The 21,585-nt window shown below is 72.2% G+C and carries 20 protein-coding genes; 10 read left to right on the forward strand and 10 right to left on the reverse strand.

Annotated features, from left to right (window positions below):
* Positions 1-100: 100 nt before the first annotated feature.
* The gene (gene mdh / locus ACLQ2W_RS11020) at positions 101-1,051 is read right to left on the reverse strand and encodes a malate dehydrogenase (protein WP_425786304.1); all 951 of its coding nucleotides are present in this window, start codon (positions 1,049-1,051) and stop codon (positions 101-103) included.
* A 99-nt stretch (positions 1,052-1,150) separates the two neighbouring features.
* A complete protein-coding gene (locus ACLQ2W_RS11025; protein ID WP_425786305.1) occupies positions 1,151-2,014 on the reverse strand; it encodes a bifunctional methylenetetrahydrofolate dehydrogenase/methenyltetrahydrofolate cyclohydrolase in 864 nt (287 codons plus the stop codon).
* A 246-nt stretch (positions 2,015-2,260) separates the two neighbouring features.
* On the opposite strand from ACLQ2W_RS11025, the gene ACLQ2W_RS11030 reads away from it, so the two are divergent.
* The 5 genes from ACLQ2W_RS11030 to ACLQ2W_RS11050 all read left to right on the forward strand — a co-directional run bounded on the left by ACLQ2W_RS11030 (position 2,261) and on the right by ACLQ2W_RS11050 (position 7,894).
* Entirely contained in the window at positions 2,261-3,859 is a 1,599-nt protein-coding gene (locus ACLQ2W_RS11030; protein WP_425786306.1) for a peptide ABC transporter substrate-binding protein, read from the forward strand.
* A gap of 90 nt (positions 3,860-3,949) precedes the next feature.
* Positions 3,950-4,888, forward strand: a complete 939-nt coding sequence (locus tag ACLQ2W_RS11035) for an ABC transporter permease (protein ID WP_405091156.1) — start codon at positions 3,950-3,952, stop codon at positions 4,886-4,888.
* Positions 4,881-5,837, forward strand: coding sequence for an ABC transporter permease (locus ACLQ2W_RS11040; protein WP_425786307.1), 957 nt, complete (start codon positions 4,881-4,883; stop codon positions 5,835-5,837). Before ACLQ2W_RS11035 ends, ACLQ2W_RS11040 begins: the two co-directional genes overlap by 8 nt.
* Before the next feature lie 7 nt (positions 5,838-5,844).
* Positions 5,845-6,882 (forward strand): ABC transporter ATP-binding protein, encoded by a 1,038-nt coding sequence (locus ACLQ2W_RS11045; RefSeq protein WP_425786308.1) that lies wholly within the window; start codon positions 5,845-5,847, stop codon positions 6,880-6,882.
* Entirely contained in the window at positions 6,866-7,894 is a 1,029-nt protein-coding gene (locus ACLQ2W_RS11050) for an ABC transporter ATP-binding protein (RefSeq protein ID WP_281937953.1), read from the forward strand. Before ACLQ2W_RS11045 ends, ACLQ2W_RS11050 begins: the two co-directional genes overlap by 17 nt.
* A 146-nt stretch (positions 7,895-8,040) precedes the next feature.
* On the opposite strand, the gene ACLQ2W_RS11055 is transcribed toward ACLQ2W_RS11050, so the two are convergent.
* The 3 genes from ACLQ2W_RS11055 to purN all read right to left on the reverse strand — a co-directional run bounded on the left by ACLQ2W_RS11055 (position 8,041) and on the right by purN (position 11,072).
* Positions 8,041-8,592: a hypothetical protein gene (locus tag ACLQ2W_RS11055; protein ID WP_425786309.1), complete on the reverse strand. Its 552-nt coding sequence runs from the start codon at positions 8,590-8,592 to the stop codon at positions 8,041-8,043.
* Positions 8,593-8,883: 291 nt separating this feature from the next.
* The gene (purH, locus tag ACLQ2W_RS11060; RefSeq protein WP_425786310.1) at positions 8,884-10,455 is read right to left on the reverse strand and encodes a bifunctional phosphoribosylaminoimidazolecarboxamide formyltransferase/IMP cyclohydrolase; all 1,572 of its coding nucleotides are present in this window, start codon (positions 10,453-10,455) and stop codon (positions 8,884-8,886) included.
* Positions 10,452-11,072, reverse strand: a complete 621-nt coding sequence (gene purN, locus ACLQ2W_RS11065; protein ID WP_425786311.1) for a phosphoribosylglycinamide formyltransferase — start codon at positions 11,070-11,072, stop codon at positions 10,452-10,454. The genes purH and purN overlap by 4 nt, the downstream gene beginning before the upstream one ends.
* Positions 11,073-11,252: 180 nt before the next feature.
* On the opposite strand from purN, the gene ACLQ2W_RS11070 reads away from it, so the two are divergent.
* The gene (locus tag ACLQ2W_RS11070; RefSeq protein ID WP_425786312.1) at positions 11,253-11,549 is read left to right on the forward strand and encodes a CD225/dispanin family protein; all 297 of its coding nucleotides are present in this window, start codon (positions 11,253-11,255) and stop codon (positions 11,547-11,549) included.
* A gap of 32 nt (positions 11,550-11,581) precedes the next feature.
* Complete coding sequence (locus ACLQ2W_RS11075; protein WP_425786313.1) at positions 11,582-12,169, forward strand: DUF4190 domain-containing protein; 588 nt, start codon at positions 11,582-11,584, stop codon at positions 12,167-12,169.
* An 87-nt stretch (positions 12,170-12,256) separates the two neighbouring features.
* On the opposite strand, the gene ACLQ2W_RS11080 is transcribed toward ACLQ2W_RS11075, so the two are convergent.
* Positions 12,257-13,576 (reverse strand): DUF6350 family protein, encoded by a 1,320-nt coding sequence (locus ACLQ2W_RS11080; protein ID WP_425786314.1) that lies wholly within the window; start codon positions 13,574-13,576, stop codon positions 12,257-12,259.
* Positions 13,577-13,736: 160 nt separating this feature from the next.
* On the opposite strand from ACLQ2W_RS11080, the gene ACLQ2W_RS11085 reads away from it, so the two are divergent.
* On the forward strand, positions 13,737-14,006 hold the full coding sequence (locus tag ACLQ2W_RS11085) for a DUF4190 domain-containing protein (protein ID WP_281937964.1): 270 nt from the start codon (positions 13,737-13,739) through the stop codon (positions 14,004-14,006).
* A 54-nt stretch (positions 14,007-14,060) separates the two neighbouring features.
* Here the strand turns inward: ACLQ2W_RS11085 and sucD are convergent, their stop codons facing one another.
* From sucD to ACLQ2W_RS11100, 3 genes are all read right to left on the reverse strand, one after another.
* Positions 14,061-14,948, reverse strand: a complete 888-nt coding sequence (gene sucD / locus ACLQ2W_RS11090; protein ID WP_281937966.1) for a succinate--CoA ligase subunit alpha — start codon at positions 14,946-14,948, stop codon at positions 14,061-14,063.
* A 2-nt stretch (positions 14,949-14,950) separates the two neighbouring features.
* Entirely contained in the window at positions 14,951-16,129 is a 1,179-nt protein-coding gene (sucC, locus tag ACLQ2W_RS11095) for an ADP-forming succinate--CoA ligase subunit beta (protein WP_107158926.1), read from the reverse strand.
* 395 nt (positions 16,130-16,524) lie between these two features.
* Positions 16,525-16,929 (reverse strand): cobalamin B12-binding domain-containing protein, encoded by a 405-nt coding sequence (locus ACLQ2W_RS11100; protein WP_425786315.1) that lies wholly within the window; start codon positions 16,927-16,929, stop codon positions 16,525-16,527.
* Between the two features lie 387 nt (positions 16,930-17,316).
* Between ACLQ2W_RS11100 and ACLQ2W_RS11105 the strand changes: the two genes are divergently transcribed.
* The gene (locus tag ACLQ2W_RS11105; protein ID WP_425786316.1) at positions 17,317-18,033 is read left to right on the forward strand and encodes a M23 family metallopeptidase; all 717 of its coding nucleotides are present in this window, start codon (positions 17,317-17,319) and stop codon (positions 18,031-18,033) included.
* 262 nt (positions 18,034-18,295) lie between these two features.
* On the forward strand, positions 18,296-19,078 hold the full coding sequence (locus ACLQ2W_RS11110; protein WP_425786317.1) for a M23 family metallopeptidase: 783 nt from the start codon (positions 18,296-18,298) through the stop codon (positions 19,076-19,078).
* A gap of 60 nt (positions 19,079-19,138) precedes the next feature.
* Here the strand turns inward: ACLQ2W_RS11110 and pcrA are convergent, their stop codons facing one another.
* Entirely contained in the window at positions 19,139-21,541 is a 2,403-nt protein-coding gene (gene pcrA / locus ACLQ2W_RS11115) for a DNA helicase PcrA (RefSeq protein ID WP_405091166.1), read from the reverse strand.
* Between the last annotated feature and the right edge of the window lie 44 nt (positions 21,542-21,585).

Raw genomic sequence — 21,585 nt, forward strand, 5'->3', positions numbered from 1 at the left:
GCGCTGGTGCGCGGCTCCGGCCGCGCGCCGCGCGGCCCGCCGCCCCGCCCCCCCCCCCCCCCCCCCCCCCCCCCCCCCCCCCGCGGCGGTGGTGCTCAGGTCAGAGGGAGGAGATGTCGCTCTGCTTGGCGCGGACGGCCTCGGCAGCCTCCTTCAACGCGGCCAGCTCGTCGGCGTCCAGCTCGGTCTCCACGACCCGCTTGACGCCCTCGGCGCCGATCTCGGCCTCGACGCCCAGGTAGACGCCGGAGATGCCGTACTCGCCGTCGACCCAGGCGCAGACCGGCATCACGTCGCCGGAGTCCTCGGCCACGGCCTTCGCCATCCGGGCCGCGGCGGCGGACGGCGCGTAGTACGCGGAACCAGTCTTGAGCAGCGCGACCACCTCGGCGCCACCGTTGCGGGTCTTGACGACCAGCTCCTCGATCTGCTCGGCCGGCATGACGTCGCGCAGCGGCTTGCCGTTCACGGTGCTCTTCGACGGCACCGGAACCATGGTGTCGCCGTGCGAGCCGAGCGTCAGGGTCCGGACCGACTTCACCGGCACGCTCAGCGCCTCGGCGACGAAGTTGGTGAACCGGGCGGTGTCGAGCATGCCGGCCTGGCCGAGCACCCGGTTCTTGGGGAACTGGGTGGCGATCTGGGCCAGCGCGGTCATCTCGTCGAGCGGGTTCGACACCACGATGACGACGGCGTTCGGGGCGTACTTGGCGACGTTCTCGGCGACCTGCCGGACGATCTTGGCGTTCGTCTCCAGCAGGTCCATCCGGCTCATGCCCGGCTTACGCGGCAGGCCGGCGGTGATGACGACGACGTCCGAGCCCTCGATGGCCTCGTAGCCCTCGCCGTTCGGGCCGGTGGTGACGCCGACGAGCTTGGTCTCGAAGCCCTCGACCGGCCGCGACTGGTTGAGGTCGAGGGCGAGGCCCGCCGGCTTGCCCTCCACGATGTCGGTGATCACGACGGTCTCGAAGATGTCGTACTCGGCCAGGCGCTGTGCGGTGGTGGAGCCGTAGAAGCCGGCCCCGACGACAGTGACCTTCTTACCCATGGTCGTCCCACTCCCTGATACCAGTCGGTTTTCCGGACCGTATCAGCCATCCTGGCACCGATCGGGCGAGGGGCGGACGGTTATGACCTGTCTGGGTGGTCAGGCATCCCGCTCGGCGCGTTCGACCACGTTGGTGAGCAGCATCGCCCGGGTCATCGGGCCGACGCCACCGGGCATCGGCACCATCTTGCCGGCCACCTCGGCCACCTCGGGGTCGATGTCGCCGGTGTAGCGGCCCTTGCCGTCGTCACCGATCACCCGGGTGATGCCGACGTCCACCACCGTCGCGCCGGGGGTGATCATGTCGGCGGTGAGCAGCCCCGGCACGCCGGCGGCGACGATCACGATGTCGGCGGCACGGGTGTGGCCGGCGAGGTCCAGGGTGCCGGTGTGGCAGAGCGTGACCGTGGCGTTCTCGCTGCGCCGGGTGAGCAGCAGGCCGAGCGGGCGGCCGACCGTGTTGCCCCGACCGACCACCGCGACGTTCGCGCCGCGCAGCGGCACGTCGTGCCGGCGCAGCAGCTCGACGATGCCGCGCGGGGTGCAGGGCAGCGGGGCGTCGTAGCCGAGCACGAGCCGGCCCAGGTTGACCGGGTGCAGGCCGTCGGCGTCCTTGTCCGGGTCGATCGACTCCAGCGCCCGTTGGGTGTCCAGGTGGGCCGGGAGCGGAAGCTGGACGATGTAGCCGTGGCAGGCCGGGTCCGCGTTCAGCTCGGCCAGTGCCGCGTCGAGCTGTTCCTGGGCGGCATCGGCCGGCAGCGTGACGCGCAGTGAGGCGATGCCGACCTCGGCGCAGTCGCGGTGCTTGCCGTTGACGTACGCCTGGGAGCCGGGGTCCTCCCCGACCAGGACCGTGCCGAGCCCGGGGGTGATGCCGCGCTCGGCGAGCGCCTTCACCCGCGCTCGCAGCTCGTCCTTGATCTCCGCCGCGGTGGCCTTGCCGTCCAGGATCGTCGCCGTCACGTCGTGATCGTCTCACGTTGCCGGGCGAGCCGGACGACGACGGGCACCGATCACGCTCCGCAACGTGGTTTCCGTCACTGAGAGTGATCGTCAAGGCCACGAAACGGGATTCGGCGGCACGTTCCGTTACCAGCTCGCAACGCATCCGTTGTCGATCCGCCGGAGCGCGACCTACCGTTACGACTCGTTGCGCAGCGTCACCCAGCGTCGGGCCGACCGCGCAGCGTGAGGAGATGAGGAGACTCCATGCGTGTTCGTAGGCTCGCGGCCTGGGCCGCTCTGCCGCTCGCGGTGACCCTGGGTCTGACGGCCTGCGGCTCCGGCGGCGGGAGCGGCGGCGCAAGCGACCCCGACGCGGCCGTGCGGATCGAGATCGCCGAGCCGCAGCACCTGGTGCCGACCAACACCAACGAGACGAGTGGCTCGCAGGTGCTGTCGGCGCTGTTCAGCCCGCTCGTCGACTACGACGAGGCGAACAAGCCGCACGAGGTGGCGGCCGAGTCGGTGACGTCGTCGGACAACAAGGTCTGGACGATCAAGCTGAAGCCCGGCTACACGTTCCACAACGGCGAGAAGGTCACCGCCGACAACTACCTCGACGCCTGGAACTACGGCGCGTACGCCCCGAACGGCCAGAACTCCAGCTACTTCTTCGAGAAGATCGCCGGCTACCAGGACCTCCAGGGCGAGAAGCCGAAGGCGGAGACGCTCAGCGGCCTGTCGAAGGTCGACGACCTGACGTTCACCGTGACGCTCACCGAGCCGTACGTCGACTTCAAGACCATGCTCGGCTACACCGCGTTCTACCCGCTGCCCAAGGCCGCATTCTCCGCGCCGGGCGTGCTGGCCGAGGGGTACGAGCAGACGCCGATCGGTCAGGGCCCGTTCAAGATGAAGGGCTCCTGGCAGCACGACGCCAAGGTCGAGGTGGAGCGCTACGACGCGTTCCCGGGCCAGCAGCCCAAGGTCGGCGGCGTCGAGTTCCGGATCTACCAGCAGCCGACCGCCGCGTACGCGGACGTGCTGTCGGACAACCTCGACGTGATCAAGACGATCCCGACCGAGAACCTGTCGACCGCCGCCACCGACCTCGGCGACCGGTTCCAGCAGAGCCCGGCCTCGTCGCTCCAGGTGCTGGCGTTCCCGACGTTCCAGAAGGAGTTCAGCAAGCCCGAGGTGCGCAAGGCCATCTCGATGGCGATCGACCGGGACGAGATCACCAAGTCGATCTTCAAGGACTCGCAGCAGCCGGCACGCTCGTTCGTCTCGCCGGTGGTCGCCGGCTACCGGGAGAACACCATCGGCACCGCCGGCGCGTTCGACCCGGCCAAGGCCAAGGCGATGTACGAGGCCGCGGGCGGCCCGAAGAAGATCGAGCTGTCCTACAACGGCGACGGCGGCCACAAGGACTGGATCGACGCCACCTGTAACCAGCTCAAGGCCAACCTGGGCGTGGAGTGCGTGGGCAACGCGGAGCCGAAGTTCGCCGACCTGCTGACCAAGCTCAAGCAGAAGCAGTCGGTGGGCCTGTTCCGGATGGGCTGGGTGATGGACTACCCGTCCATGGAGAACTACCTGGGCCCGCTGTACAGCACCAACGGCTCGTCGAACTACTACGGCTACTCGAACCCGGAGTTCGACAAGCTGCTCGCCGAGGGCGCCCGCGCGGCGAGCGCGGACGAGGCGGTCAAGAAGTACCAGGCGGCGGAGGACCTGCTCGCGCAGGACCTGCCGGTGATCCCGCTGCGGTACGGGCAGAACAACTTCGGCCACTCCACCAAGGTCAAGAACGTCCACGTGGACCTCTTCGACCGGGTGGACCTGCTGAAGATCGAACGCGCCTGACCCACCCCCGACAAGGCCGGGCCACCCCCACCGGGTGGCCCGGCCTTGGCATTGGCCCGCATTTGCCCCATCTTCGGCAGACTCGCAGGCATGTTCCGGTTCATCCTGCGGCGACTGCTCCAGATGGTCCTCGCGTTCTTCGGGACCACGCTGATCGTCTACGCGTTGATGTTCGCCGGGCAGGGCGACCCGATCCAGGCGCTCGCCGGGGAACGGCCGGTCACCGCCGCCCAACGCGCCTACCTGACCGAGAAGTACCACCTGGACGCGACCGGGGTCGGCGGCTTCTTCTACCGCTACCTGAACTATCTCGGCGGCCTGCTCCGCGGTGACCTCGGCCAGTCGCTCACCGGCCGGCAGATCGGCGACATCCTGGCCGCCGCCTGGCCGGTGACCGTGAAACTGGCGCTTATCGCGCTGGCCGTGACCGTGCTCTTCGGGGTCACCGCCGGCGTCATCGCGGCCATCCGCCGCTCCGGCGTCTTCGACCACGCCACGCTGGTGCTCACGCTGCTGGTGCTCGGCATCCCCACCATCGTGCTCGCCCCGCTGGCGCAGTACTTCCTCGGCGTACGCTGGCCGATCTTCCCGCCCACCGCGGGCGCCCAGCCCTCGTTCCGGGCGCTGCTGCTGCCCGGCATCGTGCTCGGCTCGCTGTCGCTGGCCACCGCGCTGCGGCTGACCCGCACCTCGGTGACCGAGAACCTGCGCGCCGACTACGTCCGCACCGCCCGGTCGAAGGGCCTGGTACGCCGCCGGATCGTCGGCGTGCACGTGCTGCGGAACTCGCTCATCCCGGTGGTCACGTTCCTCGGCGTCGAGCTGGGCAACCTGATGAGCGGCGCGATCATCACCGAGGGCGTGTTCAACATCCCCGGCGTCGGCTTCAACCTGTTCCGCGGCATCCGCACCGAGGACGGCCCGCTGGTGGTGGGCATCGTCAGCGTGCTCGTCGTGGTCTACCTGCTGTCCAACCTGGTGGTGGACGTGCTCTACGCCGTACTCGACCCGAGGATCAGATATGAGTGACTTCGAGACGGTGGCGGCGACGGAGGACCAGTCGGCGCGACGCGGCGTCTCCGGCGAGCCCGGCACCCCGGACCGGGCCGGCCGGCCCGGACGGTCCCGCAGCCTGGCCGGCGACGCCTGGCGGGACCTGCGCCGCAACCCGGTGTTCTGGCTCAGCCTGCTGCTGGTCCTGCTGGTCGCCGCGATGGCCGTCGCCCCCGGGCTGTTCACCGCCAACGACCCGCGCGACTGCGTGCTCTCCCGGCAGCACGCCGGACCGTCCGGCGGGGCCATCTTCGGGTACGACTTCCAGGGCTGCGACACGTTCGCCCGGGCGGTCTACGGCGCCCGGGCCTCGCTGCTGGTGGGCGCGTTCTCCGCGGTGATCACCGGGGTGATCGCGCTGGTCGTCGGCATGCTCGCCGGCTTCTTCGGCGGCTGGGTCGACGCGGTGCTCTCCCGGGTGATCGACATCGTGCTCGGCATCCCACTGCTGCTGGCCGCGATCGTCCTGCTCAAGCGCGTGAGCACCAGCGGCGAGACGGTACGCCTGTTCGCGGTCATCCTGGTCCTGGCGCTGCTCGGCTGGACCACCGCGGCCCGCGTGGTGCGTTCCTCGGTGATCACCGCCCGCGAGCAGGACTACGTGGCCGCGGCCCGGATGCTCGGTGCCGGCGACAGCCGGATCATGTGGCGGCACATCCTGCCGAACGCGCTCGCGCCGGCCATCGTGGTGCTCACCATCGCGCTCGGGTCGTTCATCGCGGCCGAGGCGACGCTGAGCTTCCTCGGCATCGGGCTGAAGGCGCCGACCATCTCCTGGGGCATCGACATCGACGCCGGCCGGGTGCACATGCGCGAGTCGGCCACGCCGCTGATCGTGCCGTCGGTCTTCCTCGCGTTGACCGTGCTCGCGTTCATCATGCTCGGCGACGCGGTCCGCGACGCCTTCGACCCGAAGCTGCGGTGAGTTCCCCATGACCGAGTCCGCGATCCGGCCCACGCCGGCCTCCCCCACCCCGCCCGAGGGGCACCTGCTGGAGGTGCGGGACCTGCACGTCGAGTTCCGCACCCGGGAGGGCGTGGCCCGGGTGATCAACGGGGTGACGTACCACCTGGACGCCGGCGAGACGCTCGCCGTGCTCGGCGAGTCGGGCTCCGGCAAGTCGGTCACCGCCCAGGCGATCATGGGCATCCTGGACACCCCGCCCGCGTACGTGCGCGGCGGTGAGATCCGCTACCGGGGGCGGGACCTGCTCACCCGGTCGGAGGAGGAACGCCGGCAGGTCCGGGGCACGGAGATCGCGATGATCTTCCAGGACGCGCTGTCGGCGTTGAACCCGGTCTTCCCGGTCGGCTGGCAGATCGGCGAGTCGCTGCGGCAGCGGGCCGGACTGTCCCGCGCCGACGCGCGCCGCCGCACGGTCGAGCTGATGAACCTGGTCCGCATCCCGGCCGCGGCGAAGCGGCTCGGCGACTACCCGCACCAGTTCTCCGGCGGGATGCGGCAACGCGTCATGATCGCCATGGCGCTGGCGCTGGACCCGAAGGTGCTGATCGCCGACGAGCCCACCACCGCGCTCGACGTCACCGTGCAGGCGCAGATCATGGACCTCCTGGCCGACCTGCGCCGGGACCTCGGCATGGCGCTCATCCTGATCACCCACGACCTCGGCGTGGTCGCCGGCGTGGCGGACCGGATCGCGGTCATGTACGCCGGCCGGATCGTCGAGCACGCCGACGTCCGTTCGCTGTACCGAACGCCGGCCCACCCGTACACCAAGGGGTTGCTGGAGTCGATCCCCCGGCTCGACGTGCGCGGGCAGGCGCTGTCGACCATTCCGGGGCTGCCGCCGAACCTGATGCGGATCCCGCCCGGCTGCCCATTCCACCCCCGCTGCCCGTACGCGCAGCAGGTCTGTGTCGACGAGGTGCCGCACGACCTGGTGCTCGGCGACGGCCGGACCAGCGCGTGCCACTTCGCGCAGGAGGTCCACGATGACCGCGCCCGCTAGCCCGGCCAAGGTCCGCGGCGAGACCGTCCTCGCCGTCGACGAGCTGGTCAAGCACTTCCCGATCACCCAGGGCGTGCTGTTCAAACGGCAGATCGGCGCGGTGCGGGCGGTCGACGGGGTGAGCTTCGAGCTGCGCCGGGGCGAGACGCTCGGCGTGGTCGGCGAGTCCGGCTGCGGCAAGTCCACGCTGGCCCGGCTGCTGATGCGGCTGGAGACGCCGACCGCCGGCCGGGCCACGCTGGAGGGGCGGGACCTGTTCCGGGCGTCCGGCGGGGAGCTGCGGCGGCTGCGGCGGAACATGCAGATGGTGATGCAGGATCCGTACACCTCGTTGAACCCGCGGATGACCGTCGGCGACATCGTCGGCGAGCCGTTCGCGATCCACCCGGACGCCGCGCCGAAGGGCAGCCGGCGGCAGCGGGTGCAGGAGCTGCTGGACGTGGTCGGGCTCAACCCGGAGCACGTGAACCGCTACCCGCACCAGTTCTCCGGCGGCCAGCGGCAGCGCATCGGCATCGCCCGCGCGCTCGCGCTGCGCCCGGAGATCATCGTCTGTGACGAGCCGGTGTCGGCGCTGGACGTCTCCATCCAGGCCCAGGTGATCAACCTGTTGGCGCAGCTCCAGGACGAGTTCGGGTTGTCGTACATCTTCATCGCGCACGACCTGTCCGTGGTCCGGCACATCTGCGACCGGGTGGCGGTGATGTACCTGGGCCGGATCGTGGAGATCGGCACCGAGGAGCAGATCTACCAGCGCGCCACCCACCCGTACACCCAGGCGTTGCTCTCGGCGGTGCCGGTGCCCGACCCGGAGGCCCGCGACCGCCGGACGATCATCCGGCTCAGCGGCGACGTGCCCAGCCCGGCCGACCCGCCGTCGGGCTGCCGGTTCCGCACCCGGTGCTGGAAGGCGGAGGAGGTCTGCGCCGTCCAGGACCCGCAGACCGTGCCCCGCGCCGCCGACCCGCACCCCAGCGCCTGCCACTTCGCCGAGGTGCGCCCGGACGTCTGAGGCCCCGTCCCCCGGAGGAAGGAGGGGCGGGGCCGCAGCGGGACGTGGACGGGGTGCGTGGGGGGCGCCCCCGTGGGCGACGGCAGCGCGCGGTGGAACCGCCGGGTCGACGCGGCAGGCTCCGGCGCGGCAGGCTCCGGCGCGACTCAGGCGGTGGGCGGTCCCCGCGCGGCCAGCGCGCCACGCGGCGGCAGCGGCCGGGCCGGTGACCGGTGTCCCGGCGCGAGCCGCGCCGACACCACCGGGCCGGCGACGCTCGGGGGCGCGGTCGGGAGCGGTTCGTCCGGCCCGTCGCCGTAGGCGAGGCCGCCGCGCCGGTCACCCCACCACCCGCCGGACAGCTCCGCGCACCGCCGTTGCGGGTACGCGCCGACCGACGCGACCGGCCCGGCCCGGCACCCCGAGGCGGGTACGACGGCAGCCGGCCCGACGGCGTTCCCGCCGACGACGGACGGGTCGAGGGTGTGCGCGCCGACGACGGAGAGGCCGACCGCGGACGGGCCGAGGGTGGGCGGGCCGACGACGGACGGGCCGACGACGGACGGGCCGACTACGGACGGGCCGACTACGGACGGGCCGACTACGGACGGGCCGACTGCGGGCAGGGCGGCGGCGGGCGGGCCGGCGGCGGAGCCGAGCGCGGCCAGGACGAACGCCAGCGTGACGACGACGGCGGTCAACCGGTCGCGCACGCGCATGGCACACCTGCCGGGGCTCACGGACAGTGGAGACGGTCGATCGATCGTCGCCGGCACACGCTAGCAACCGCCCGCAGGGCCGGCAACGACGCGCGGCGGCGGGCCACCCGGGTCCGGCGCGTTCCGCCACCGACTTCCGGCGTGTCGGGGCAGCGGCACCAATGGTGTGTGAAGCGGTATACCTCAGAGTCATAAATATGCCTCTGAGGTATACCGCGCAGATCTGATTGTCCCTCCGCCGCGGCTACGCACGGTAACCGGCGGCGAGGTGCAACCCCGTGCGGGACGGACCTAGTGGAAGAAGTGGCGGGTGCCGGTGAGGTACATCGTCACGCCGGCCGCCTTGCAGGCCGCGATGGTCTCCTCGTCGCGGATCGAGCCCCCGGGCTGCACGATCGCCCGGATGCCGGCGTCGATCAGGATCTGCGGGCCGTCGGCGAACGGGAAGAACGCGTCCGAGGCGCAGACCGAGCCACGGGCCCGCTCGTCGCCGGCCCGGCTGACCGCCAGCCGCGCCGAGTCGACGCGGTTGACCTGGCCCATCCCGACGCCGACGGTGGCGCCGTCGCGGGCCAGCAGGATCGCGTTGCTCTTCACCGCGCGCACCGCCCGCCAGGCGAACGCGAGGTCGCGCAGCGTCGCCTCGTCGGCCGGGTCGCCGGTGGCCAGCGTCCAGCCGGACGGGTCGTCGCCGGGCGCGTCGACCGCGTCCCGCATCTGCACCAGCACGCCGCCGCTGACCTGCCGCCACTCCGCCGGCCGGGTGGCGAACGCGGGCGCCCGCAGCAGCCGGATGTTCTTCTTGGCCCGCAGCAGCTCCAGCGCGCCCTCGTCGAAGCCGGGCGCCACCAGCACCTCGGTGAAGATCTCCGCGACCTGACCGGCCAACTCCACGCTCACCGGCCGGTTGACCGCGATCACGCCGCCGAACGCGGAGACCGGGTCGCAGGCGTGCGCCTTGCGGTGCGCCTCGGCCACGTCCGCGCCGACCGCGATGCCGCACGGATTGGCGTGCTTGATGATCGCCACCGCCGGCTGGTCCGCGAAGTCGTGCGCGGCCCGCCACGCGGCGTCCGCGTCGACGTAGTTGTTGTAGGACATCTCCTTGCCGTGCAACTGCTCGGCCTGGGCCAGCCCGGCCGGCGCGCCCGGGTCGGTGTAGAGCGCCGCCGCCTGGTGCGGGTTCTCGCCGTACCGCAGCACCGCCTGGCGACGCAGCGCGAGCCCGGCGAACTCCGGCCAGCCGTCCTCGGCCGGGGCCACCGTGGAGGCGAACCAGTCGGCCACCGCCACGTCGTAGTCGGCGATGTCGGCGAACGCCCGGGCCGCCAGCGCGCGCCGCCGGGCCAGGGTGAACCCGCCGTCGGCGAGCGCGGCCACCACCGCCGGGTACGCGGCCGGGTCGGTCACCACCGCGACCGAGGCGTGGTTCTTCGCGGCGGCCCGCACCATCGCCGGACCGCCGATGTCGATCTGCTCCACGCACTCGTCCGCGTCGGCGCCGGAGGCGACCGTGGCCTGGAACGGGTAGAGGTTGGAGACCAGCAGGTCGATCCCGGCGATGCCGTGCTCGTCGAGCTGGGTGGCGTGCGAGTCCTTGCGCAGGTCGGCGAGGAGGCCGCCGTGGATCTTCGGGTGCAGCGTCTTCACCCGGCCGTCGAGGATCTCCGGGAAGCCGGTGACCTGCTCGACCGGGGTGACCGGAACCCCGGCGCCGGAGATCGTCGACGCGGTGCTGCCGGTCGACACGATCTCCACGCCGGCCTCGTGCAGGGCGCGGGCCAGCTCGACCAGGCCGGTCTTGTCGTAGACGCTGACCAACGCGCGCCGGATCGGGCGGCGGGCGTCGTCATGGGTGCTCACGGAACGGTGACCTTTCTGCCGGTGATCGTCCAACCTTCACGGACCAGGCGGCCGACCTGCTCGACGAGCTGGCGCCGCTCGGCGGACTTGATGCGCTCGGTGAGCGTCTCCTCGTCGTCGTCGTCGAGCACCGGTACGGCGACCTGGGCGACGATCGGGCCGGTGTCCATCCCGGCGTCGACGAAGAACAGCGTGGCCCCGGTGACCTTCACGCCGTACGCCAGCGCGTCCCGGGGGCCGTGGATGCCGGGGAACGCCGGCAACAACGTGTTGTGCGTGTTCAGGTAACGGTCACCGAACGCGGTGAGGAACTCCGGGCCGACCAGCTTGAGGAAGCCGGCGCTGATCACCAGGTCGGGCCGGTGCGCGGCGACCCGGGCGGTGAGCGCCTTGTCCCAGTCGGCCCGGGTGGGGTGGTCCTTGACCCGCTCGACGAAGGACGGCACGCCGGCCGCGGCGGCCCGGTCCAGGCCGGCTATCCCGTCCCGGTCGGCGCCCACGGCCACCACCCGGGCCCCGTAGCCGGGGTCGGTGGCGGCGTCCAGCAACGCCTGGAGGTTGCTGCCGGAGCCGGAGACGAGGACGACGAGGCGGGCGACGGACGCGGGCTCGGTCACGCGGCCACCCTATCGGGCAGGTCGGGCGGTCCGGCTGTCGGGCGGCGGCCTGTCGGATGATCTCCGGAGGTAGTGGGCTCGCGGTACGCTGCCGGTCGCCCGGTGTCCGGCGTACGCCCGACCCGCACCCCCGAACGAGTAACCGGCACGCGCCGTGCCGCCGGCCCGAGGAGCCACCCCATGCAGCCCGGATATCCCCAGCAGCAGCCGTCGCAGATCGACAACAACATGACGATGTCCATCGTCGCGATCTTCCTGTGCTGGCCACTCGCGATCCCGGCGATCATCAACGCTTCCAAGGTCAACCCGCTGATCCAGCAGGGCGACTACGCCGGCGCGCAGGCCGCCGCCGCCGAGTCCAGGAAGTGGTCCAAGTGGGCCCTGATCGTCGGCCTGGTCCTGATCGGCATCATTGTGGTGTGTTGCCTGTTCGGTGGCCTGGCGGGTCTCGTCGGCGGCAGCACCGGCACGAACTGACCGACAGCCGACCAACTGAGGAGTTTCCCGACATGCAGCCCGGATACCCCGGACAGGACCCGTACGGCCAGCAGCCGAACCAGGACCCGACCGCCCAGCCGCACGACCCGTACGGCCAGCCGCCGCAGCCCCCGCAGTACGGCCAGCAGCCGCAGTACGGCCAGCAGCCGGACTACGGGCAGCAGCCGCAGTACGGCCAGCAGCCGGACTACGGCCAGCCCACCTCCGGCCAGCCCTACGGCCAGCCCACCTCGGGTCAGCCCTACGGTCAGGACCCGTACGCGCAGCAGGCGTACGGCGCCGCGCCGCAGTACCCGGCCGCGGGCTACCCGGCCGGCCCCGGCAAGGGCCAGGGCCAGAACAACACCATGGGCCTGATCGGCATGATCGTCGGCATCGCCTCGATCGTGCTCGGCCTCTGCTGCCCGCTGCTCGGCGTCCCCGCCGGCATCGCCGGCGTGGTGCTCGGCGTGCTGGGCCAGAAGAAGGTCCAGGCCGGCGAGGCCAGCAACCCGGGCCAGGCCAAGGTCGCCCTGATCTGCGGTGGCATCGGAGTGGTCCTCGGGATCATCAGCGCCATCGCCGGCGCCGCGATCAACATGAACAACTTCGGTTCCTGACCGGCTCCGACGAAGGGGCGTCCGGCTGCGGCCGGGCGCCCCTTCGTCACGTCCACCCGTCGATCCGGATGGCGAGGACCCGAGCCGTCAACGCGGGGTCGGGGCGGGCCGGGGCGTGGGCGGGGCGGACCGGATGGTGAGGGTGCGGGTGGCGGCGGCGCCGAGCACCGCGCCCACGGCGATCACCAGCGTGGCCACGGCGGTCACCGGCCAGGGCGCCGGGCCGATCTCGGCCAGCCGGCCACCGCCGAGCGGCCCGCCCGAGGCCGCCGCGAGCAGGCCCAGCAACACCCCGGCGACCGGGCCGGCGAGCACGGCCGGGACCAGCAGCTCCGGCCAGCGGACCTCGGCCCGGTCCTCGGCCGCCGCGCGCAGCAGCCGCCGGGCCAGCAGCCAGCCGGCCGCCATCGCGGCCAGCACCGGCACCGCGAGCAGGCCGGTGCCCAGCCCGTCCACCGGGCCACGCGGCAGGCCGGCCAGCAACGGCACGGCCGGCAGCGCGCCCACCGACACCTCACTGGTGCGGACCGCAGTGTCCGTGCCGACGGCGAACCCGGGACCGAGCAGGTAGCTGGCCGACCAGGCGGTGGCGTTCGGCGCGTACGCGAGGCTGACCAGCGTGATGCCCGCCTGCCCGGCCACCCCGGTCCGGTACGCGCCGATCATGTCGGCCGCGTCGCCACCACCGGTGGCCACCGCCAGCCCGGCCGCGCCGGCGCTCGCGCCGAGCAGCAGCAGCACCGCGACCAGCCCGGCCCGCAACCCGTCGCGCACCACCGGTGGGCACCGTCGGGCCAGCAGCGCCCAGACGCCCGTGGTGCGCAGCGCGCCGACGAGTGCGGCCGGGGCGGCGAACACGGCGAACGTCACGGCGGTCGTGACCGGGGAGACGCGTACGCCACCCGCGCCGACCGCCACCGCGGCGATCGTGCCGAGCAGCGCGTACCCCACCGCGACCGCGACCGCGACGGCGAGCGCCTGCCGGGGCGAGCCGGCACCGCGCGCGCCCACGGCCCGGCTGACGTGCACCCCGGCCCGGGTGAGCCGCCAGACGACCAGCACGCTCAACGCGAGCGGCGCCAGACCGAGCGGCCCGGCGGCGGTCTGCAACGGCACCCCGTGCCCGAGCAGCCAGCCGGCCAGGCCGGCGCGCAGCGCGCCGCCGAGCGACCCGGCGTCCTCGGTGAGCTGGGCGAGGCCGAGCACGACGACGACCGGCAGCAGGGAGGTCAGCGCCGCCCAGAGCGCGGCCACCCCGGCGGCCACGGGCAGCGGGGCCCGGCTGCGCGACGGCTCACCCGCCCGCGGGGGCACGCGCGCGGCGGGGCGGGCACGGGCGCGCGGCCGGGCGCCGGTGGTGGGGCCGGCGGCCGGACGGCGGGGCTGGTCAGGGGTGACACGTGACATCGCGTCTACTCTGGCACGCCACGGGAGAGGACGGCAGTCCGATACCGGGCCGGGACCGTGGCGAGTTCGTCGAACCCGCGGCTCGGCGGTGGTGATCCGGTCTAGCCTCGGCTTGAGACGCGACCGTTCCCGTCGCGGCACCGACCGCTCGGAGGAAGCCGTGAACGCTCCGTATCCGCCGCCCCCGCCGCCTCCGGCCGCCGGTCGGGACCGGACCACGCTCTGGGGCGTCCTCGGCATCGTCTTCGGCCTGTTCTGCTGCGGCATCCTGGGAATCGTCTTCGGCTGGCTGTCGATCCGCGACGCGCGCCGCAACGGCAAGTCGCAGTTGCTCGGCTGGCTGGCCATCGCGTTCGGTGTGATCAACATCGTGGCCAGCGCCATCGTGCGGGCCCGGGGCAGCTACTACTACCCGTACTGGTACCGCTGAGCGTGAGGGGGCCGACCGGAACCGGTCGACCCCCTCGCCGTGTCAGCTGACCGCTCAGCGGCCGGACATCAGCTCCCGCATCAGCTCGGCGGTCTCGGTCGGGGTCTTGCCGACCTTGACGCCGACCGCCTCCAGCGCCGCCTTCTTCGCGTCGGCGGTGCCGGCCGAACCGGAGATGATCGCGCCGGCGTGACCCATGGTCTTGCCGGGCGGGGCGGTGAAGCCGGCGATGTAGCCGACCACCGGCTTGGTGACGTTGGCCTTGATGAACTCGGCCGCCCGCTCCTCGGCGTCGCCACCGATCTCACCGATCATGACGATCGCGTCGGTCTCCGGGTCCGCCTCGAAGGCGGCCAGCGCGTCGATGTGGGTGGTCCCGATGATCGGGTCACCGCCGATGCCGACGCAGGTGGAGAAGCCGATGTCGCGCAGCTCGTACATCATCTGGTAGGTCAGCGTGCCGCTCTTGCTGACCAGGCCGATCCGGCCGACGCCGGTGATGTCGGCCGGGATGATGCCGGCGTTGGAGGCGCCCGGCGAGGCGATGCCGGGGCAGTTCGGGCCGATGATCCGGGTGCGCTCGCCCTTGGCCACGTTGTACGCCCAGAACGCGGCGGTGTCGTGCACCGGCACGCCCTCGGTGATCACCACGGCCAGGTCGATGCCGGCGTCGATCGCCTCGACCACGGCGGCCTTGGTGAACTGCGGCGGCACGAAGATGACCGTGACGTCGGCCCCGGTCTCCTTCATCGCGTCCGCGACGGAGGCGAAGACCGGCAGCTCGGTGCCGTCGAAGTCGACAGTGGTGCCGGCCTTGCGCGGGTTCACGCCGCCGACCACGGTGGTGCCGGCGGCGAGCATCCGCCGGGTGTGCTTGGAACCCTCGGAACCGGTCATGCCCTGCACGATGACCTTGGAGTCCTTGGTCAGCCAGATAGCCATTGTCAGACCCCCGCCGCTGCCAGCTCGGCGGCCCGCTCGGCCGCGCCGTCCATGGTGTCGACCCGCTGGATGAGCGGGTTCGCCGCGCCGTCGAGGATGGCCCGGCCCTCCTCGGCGTTGTTGCCGTCGAGGCGGACCACGAGCGGCTTGGTGGCCTTCTCGCCGCGCTGCTCCAGCAGCGCCAGCGCCTGCACGATGCCGTTGGCGACCGCGTCGCAGGCGGTGATGCCGCCGAAGACGTTGACGAAGACGCTCTTCACCGACGGGTCGGAGAGGACGATCTCCAGGCCGTTCGCCATCACCTCGGCGCTCGCGCCGCCGCCGATGTCGAGGAAGTTGGCCGGCTTGACGCCGCCGTGCCGCTCCCCGGCGTACGCGACCACGTCGAGCGTGGACATGACCAGGCCCGCGCCGTTGCCGATGATGCCGACCTCACCGTCGAGCTTGACGTAGTTGAGGTCCTTCTCCTTGGCGGCCTGCTCCAGCGGGTCCACCGACGCCTGGTCGACCAGGGCCTCGTGGTCCGGGTGCCGGAACCCGGCGTTCTCGTCCAGCGTGACCTTGGCGTCCAGGAGCAGCAGCTTGCCGTCCTTCGTGGTGGCCAGCGGGTTCACCTCGACCAGGGTGGCGTCCTCGGCGACGAACGCCTGCCACAGCCCGACCGCGACGTCGACGATCTGGTCGGCGACCTCGGCCGGGAAGCCGGCTGCGGTGACGATCTCCCGCGCCTTGGCCTCGTCCACGCCGGTGTTCGCGTCGATCGGCGCCTTGACGACCTTCTCGGGGGTCTCGGCGGCGACCGCCTCGATGTCCATGCCGCCGGCGACGCTGGCGATGCAGAGGAAGGTGCGGTTCGCCCGGTCGAGCAGGTACGAGAAGTAGTACTCCTCGGCCACGTCCGCGGTCACCGTGATCATGACCTTGTGGACCGTGTGACCCTTGATGTCCATGCCGAGGATGTCGGTGGCCCGGGCCACCGTCTCCTCCGCGCCCTCGGCCAGCTTCACGCCGCCGGCCTTGCCGCGGCCACCGACCTTCACCTGCGCCTTGACGACCACCCGGCCGCCGAGGCGTTCGGCGATCGCGCGGGCCTCCTCCGGGGTAGTGGCGACGCCGCCGGCGAGCACTGGCAAACCGTGCCGCTCGAACAGGTCCCGCCCCTGGTACTCGTACAGGTCCACGATTGCGCGTCCCGTCCCGTCTCCGCGGCGCGCCGTCGCGCCGCCACCAGCGTTGGAAAATCAGTTTGACGCCTGTCATCAGAACAGACAGGCCATTTGCCGCAGCCTAACGAGATGGGAACCGGCGGCAACCGAGCGGGTGCGGGGTGTGCGGTAATGCACAGCCGTCGTCGCGGTAGCGCACGACGAGAGACGCGGTGTCAGCCGTCCGGGGGATGTCCGCGTCGGGGCGTAACCCCCGGTCAGGGGCGTCGTTGAGTCTGATGTCGGAGCGCTGGTCAAGCGCGATGACGGGAGCGGCCGATGCCCTGTCGGTCGAGGGGTGGCGGCGGGGCATCGTGCATAGAGGGGCCGGGCGTGTGAGGGGTGCGTCCGGCCCCTCCCCCTGCCCGGAATCAGCCGACCGGCTGGGCCACGTTCTCCCGTACCCAGTCGACGATCGACCCGGTGGTGGCGCCCGGGGTGAAGATCTTCGCGACGCCGAGCCGCTCCAGCTCGGGGATGTCGGCCTCCGGGATGATGCCGCCGCCGAAGACCACGATGTCGGCCGCCTCGCGGTCGGTGAGCAGCTCGACGACCCGCTTGAACAGCGTCATGTGCGCGCCGGAGAGCACCGAGAGACCGACCGCGTCCGCGTCCTCCTGGATCGCCGTCTCGACGATCTGCTCGGGGGTCTGGTGCAGGCCGGTGTAGATGACCTCCATGCCGGCGTCCCGCAGCGCGCGGGCGACGACCTTCGCGCCGCGGTCGTGGCCGTCCAGGCCGGGCTTGGCGACGACGACCCGAATCCGAGAGCTCATCTGCGCACACCTTTCACCGGCACCGGCACTGCTGACCCTGAACGAACGGTAACCCGGGTGGGCCGGGGGCGGGAAGCCGGGCTGCGCCATACCGCCCACCCGGGCCCGCCGGAAGTCGGACACCTCCGCCGATCGGTCACGGTCCGCGACGAAAGGCCAGTCGACACGCCATCCAACCGGCGGCACGAGATGACACAAGACAGGATGTAAACGGACATAACGAAACGCCGATTCGGCGCTTCGGCTTGTGACAGGAGTGGCGGTTGGCTAACGTGTCCACGGTTGTCATCAAGTCCACGGACGGGTGACGACGCGGCACCGGACGTTCGGCAGAGCTTCACCGAACGGCCCGAGGTCGCATCGGATCCCCGACAACGGAGGGTGTGCGTGCGCCAGCGCCTGTCGTCTGAGCCCGATAGATATCGCGGTCGTCGCCGCGTACCCACCCCCCCGCGGAGCCGCTACGCGGCGGTCGTCACGACCGCCTTCGTCGGCGCCGGCATCGTCGCCCTCGGCGCGAACGCCCTTCCCGACGCCAAGAGCGTCAGCCCGTCCGTCCTCGACGAGCTCCGGCAGGCCTCGGTCGCCAGCCAGGACGCCGCGGCCCGCGCCGACAGCGCCGACCGTGCCACCCGCGACGACCGGTCGGGTGGCGACACCGCCGCCACCGAGCAGGACCCCTGGCTCCTCCCCCTGCACGGCTACGACTTCAAGTCGCCCTACGGCATGCGCTGGGGCAAGCTGCACACCGGCATCGACCTGGTCGCGCCGGAGGGCACGCCCTACAAGGCGGTCCACGCCGGCACCGTCACCAAGGCCGGCTGGTTCGGCGGCTACGGCTACGCCGTGATCGTCAAGCACTCCGACGGCAGCGAGGCCATCTACGGCCACTCCTCCGCGGTCACCGTCAAGGAGGGCCAAAAGGTGAAGGCCGGCGACCAACTCGGCCTGGTCGGCAACACCGGCCACTCCTACGGCTCGCACCTGCACCTCGAGGTGCATGTCAACGGCGAGCCGCGCGACCCGGTGACGTTCCTCCAGGAGCGCGGGGTGGACATCAAGCTCGAAACCGAGGCACTCTACGGCGACGTAGCCGCCTCCTGACGCTCCGCACCGCCCGATGACCGCCCGGATCCCGCGATCCGGGCGGTTTCGCGTGGGCGTATGTCTGCCCCGTCACACCGCACGATGTGAGCGGGCCCACACCACCCGGTGATCGACGCTAGTCGTGAATCGCCCAGCCGGGCCCGATCGCGGACACGATCCGGCGACGCACCCGACCGGGCCGCGAACCCGCCACCGGCGCGCTCGGAGACCGACACCAGTATTTCCAGGTCCACGTGCCCCTCAACTGGTGAAGGTTCCCGTGCAGCACAGCAGTCCCACCCCGAACGGCACCACCCCGGACCCCGCCCCCGCCCGGCACCGGCGGACCGGCCGGCGGACCGCGTACCTGGTCACCGGCGCGCTGGCCCTGCTCGGTCTCGGCCTCGGCGGTGTCCTGGTCGCCACCGACGACAGTCCGGCGCCGGCGCCGGCCGCTGTCGACTTCGACGCGCGGGCCCGCGCCGAGGCCGCTGCCCGCGCCGACCGGTCGGCCCGCGAGTCGCTCCGCCCGGTCACCCCGTCCGCGACGCCGGCCAGCCCGTTCCCCAGCCCGAGCGCGACCAGCCCGAAGCCGCCGAAGACCGTGCCGCCGAAGCCAAAGCCGAAGCCGAAGCCGACGAAGAAGAAGGCCGCGCCGAAGCCGAGCTGGGTCATCCCGATGCAGGGGGCCGACATCACCTCCTGCTTCGGGCCGCGGTGGGGCACGCTGCACGCCGGCATCGACTTCGCCATGCCCGACGGCACCCCGATCCGGGCCGCCGCGTCCGGCACCGTGGTCAAGGCCGGCGACGTGGGCGACGGCTACGGCAACTCCGTCTTCGTCGACCACCACAACGGCTACCTGACCCACTACGCCCACCAGAGCCGGCTGCTCGTCGACGTCGGCGACCGGGTCAAGGCCGGTCAGGTCATCGGCTACGAGGGCGCCACCGGTGACGCCACCGGCCCGCACCTGCACTTCGAGGTGCACCAGGGTGCTATGTGGAACCAGATCGACCCGGCACCGTTCCTGCGCGCCCGCGGCGTCGACGTGGCCTGCTGACCGCCACCGCACGACGAGGAGGCCCGGCCGGTGCGACACCGGACCGGGCCTCCTCGACGCTCAGAGCTTGTCGATCGGCGCGTGTCGCAGCACCAGCCACATGGTCTGTTCGCCGAAGTCGATCTGCGCCCGGGCACCCGGCCCGGCACCCTCCACCGCCAGCACCCGGCCCAGGCCGTAGCGCTGGTGGTTGACCCGGTCGCCCACCGAGACCTTGGGCGCCTGCTTCAGATCGCTCGCGGTGGCCAGCCGGCTGGCGTCCACGCCGAGACGCTTGGCGAGCTGGGTCGCCCGGGGCGTGCCGCCGGTGAAGCCACCCCGGCCGCCGCCGGACATCCGGTCCGCCCGGCCACCGACGCCACCACCGCCGCCACCCCACGAGGTGTACGACCCCTCGGTGCGCTCCCACCGCACCAGCTCCGGCGGCAGCTCCTCCAGGAACCGCGACGGTGGGTTGTAGGCCGGCGCACCCCAGGCCGACCGGGTGACCGCCCGGGACAGGTAGAGGCGCTGCCGGGCCCGGGTGATGCCCACGTACGCCAGCCGGCGCTCCTCCTCCAGCTCGCGGGTGTCGCCGAGCGAGCGCAGGTGCGGGAAGACGCCGTCCTCCAGACCGGTCAGGAAGACCACCGGGAACTCCAGCCCCTTGGCGGTGTGCAGCGTCATGAGGGTGACCACGCCCTGGTGGTCGGGGTCGTCGGAGGGGATCGCGTCGGCGTCGGCGACCAGCGCCACCTGCTCCAGGAAGCCGGCCAGCGTGGCCCGCTCGTCGTCCGCGCCCAGCGACTCGATCCGCTCGGTGTACTCCCGGGCGACGCTCACCAGCTCCTGCAGGTTGTCCACCCGGCCGGCGTCCTGCGGGTCGAGGCTCTCCTCCAGCTCGGCCAGGTAGCCCGAGCGGGTCAGCAGCGCCTCCAGCACTTCCTCCGGGGTGCCGGTGGCGGTCAGCTCACGGGCCGAGTCGAGCAGTGCGACGAACTCGGCGATGCCGTTGGCCGCCCGGGTGGAGATGCCCGGCGCGTCCTTCGCCCGGCGCAGCGCGGCGCCGAACGAGATGCGGTCCCGGGCGGCCAGCGCCTCGACGCAGGCCTCGGCCCGTTCGCCGATGCCCCGCCGGGGGGTGTTGAGGATCCGGCGCAGGCTGACCGTGTCGTCGTCGTTGACCACGGCCCGCAGGTAGGCCAGCGCGTCGCGGACCTCCTTGCGCTCGTAGAAGCGCACCCCACCGACCACCTTGTAGGGCAGGCCGACCCGGATGAACACCTCCTCGAACACCCGGGACATGGCGTTGGTGCGGTAGAAGACCGCCACGTCGCCCGGCCGGGTGTCGCCGGCGTCGACCAGCCGGTCGATCTCCCGGGCCACCCAGTCCGCCTCGGCGTGCTCGGTGTCCGCCACGTAGCCGACGATCTGCTCGCCCGCGCCGGCGTCGCTCCACAGCCGCTTGGGCTTGCGTGAGGTGTTCCGGTCGATGACCGCGTTGGCCGCGTTGAGGATGGTCTGGGTCGAGCGGTAGTTCTGCTCCAGCAGGATGGTGCGGGCGTCGGTGAAGTCCCGCTCGAACTCCAGGATGTTGCGGATGGTCGCGCCCCGGAACGCGTAGATCGACTGGTCGGCGTCGCCCACCACGCACAGCTCGGCCGGCGGGATGCCCTCGGTGCCGGAGACCAGCTCCTTGATCAGGACGTACTGGGCGTGGTTGGTGTCCTGGTACTCGTCGACGAGCACGTGCCGGAACCGGCGCCGGTAGCTCTCCGCCACGTGCGGGTGCGACTGGAGCAGGTGCACGGTGGTCATGATCAGGTCGTCGAAGTCCAGCGCGTGGGCCTCGCGCAGCCGGCGCTGGTAGAGCGCGTACGCCTCGGCCAACGCCCGCTCGTTCGGCCCCTTGGCCCGGCCGGCGAACTCCTCCGGGTCGACCAGCTCGTTCTTCAGGTTGGACACCTGGGCCGCCAGACCCCGCGCCGGGTAGCGCTTCGGGTCCAGGTCCAGCTCGCGGGCGACAAGCTGCATCAGCCGCCGGGAGTCGTCGGCGTCGTAGATGGAGAACGTCGACTTGAGGCCGGCGTGCTCGTGCTCGGCCCGCAGGATCCGGACACAGGCCGAGTGGAACGTCGACACCCACATCATCCGGGCGCGCGGGCCGACCAGCGCGGCCACCCGTTCCTTCATCTCGCCGGCGGCCTTGTTGGTGAACGTGATCGCGATGATCTCGCCGGGGTGCACGTCCCGGGCGGCGAGCAGGTAGGCGATCCGGTTGGTCAGCACGCGCGTCTTGCCCGAGCCGGCGCCGGCCACGATCAGCAACGGGGAGCCGGCGTGGGTCACCGCGTCCCGCTGCGGGCCGTTCAGGCCGTCGAGGAGGGCCTGCGGATCCGACCGGGCGCCCCCGGAACGGCGCGGCGGGGTCGGCCGGGACTCCGGCGCGGGCGGGGACGCGGGAATGTCGAAGAGAGGATGCATCGCAGCCCGAGTCTATGCCGTCGCCCGGACACTTCCCCGTCCGC

Source organism: Micromonospora sp. DT227 (genome assembly GCF_049841835.1).
Taxonomy (GTDB): domain Bacteria; phylum Actinomycetota; class Actinomycetes; order Mycobacteriales; family Micromonosporaceae; genus Micromonospora.

Bases quoted from the DNA above. Each gene is read 5' to 3' on its own strand.
- mdh (WP_425786304.1), bottom strand. From the start codon at position 1,051: ATGGGTAAGAAGGTCACTGTCGTCGGGGCCGGCTTCTACGGCTCCACC.
- ACLQ2W_RS11030 (WP_425786306.1), top strand. From the start codon at position 2,261: ATGCGTGTTCGTAGGCTCGCGGCCTGGGCCGCTCTGCCGCTCGCGGTG.
- ACLQ2W_RS11040 (WP_425786307.1), top strand. From the start codon at position 4,881: ATGAGTGACTTCGAGACGGTGGCGGCGACGGAGGACCAGTCGGCGCGA.
- ACLQ2W_RS11035 (WP_405091156.1), top strand. From the start codon at position 3,950: ATGTTCCGGTTCATCCTGCGGCGACTGCTCCAGATGGTCCTCGCGTTC.
- ACLQ2W_RS11045 (WP_425786308.1), top strand. From the start codon at position 5,845: ATGACCGAGTCCGCGATCCGGCCCACGCCGGCCTCCCCCACCCCGCCC.
- sucD (WP_281937966.1), bottom strand. From the start codon at position 14,948: ATGGCTATCTGGCTGACCAAGGACTCCAAGGTCATCGTGCAGGGCATG.
- ACLQ2W_RS11055 (WP_425786309.1), bottom strand. From the start codon at position 8,592: ATGCGCGTGCGCGACCGGTTGACCGCCGTCGTCGTCACGCTGGCGTTC.
- ACLQ2W_RS11100 (WP_425786315.1), bottom strand. From the start codon at position 16,929: ATGAGCTCTCGGATTCGGGTCGTCGTCGCCAAGCCCGGCCTGGACGGC.
- pcrA (WP_405091166.1), bottom strand. From the start codon at position 21,541: ATGCATCCTCTCTTCGACATTCCCGCGTCCCCGCCCGCGCCGGAGTCC.
- ACLQ2W_RS11080 (WP_425786314.1), bottom strand. From the start codon at position 13,576: ATGTCACGTGTCACCCCTGACCAGCCCCGCCGTCCGGCCGCCGGCCCC.
- ACLQ2W_RS11050 (WP_281937953.1), top strand. From the start codon at position 6,866: ATGACCGCGCCCGCTAGCCCGGCCAAGGTCCGCGGCGAGACCGTCCTC.
- ACLQ2W_RS11075 (WP_425786313.1), top strand. From the start codon at position 11,582: ATGCAGCCCGGATACCCCGGACAGGACCCGTACGGCCAGCAGCCGAAC.
- ACLQ2W_RS11070 (WP_425786312.1), top strand. From the start codon at position 11,253: ATGCAGCCCGGATATCCCCAGCAGCAGCCGTCGCAGATCGACAACAAC.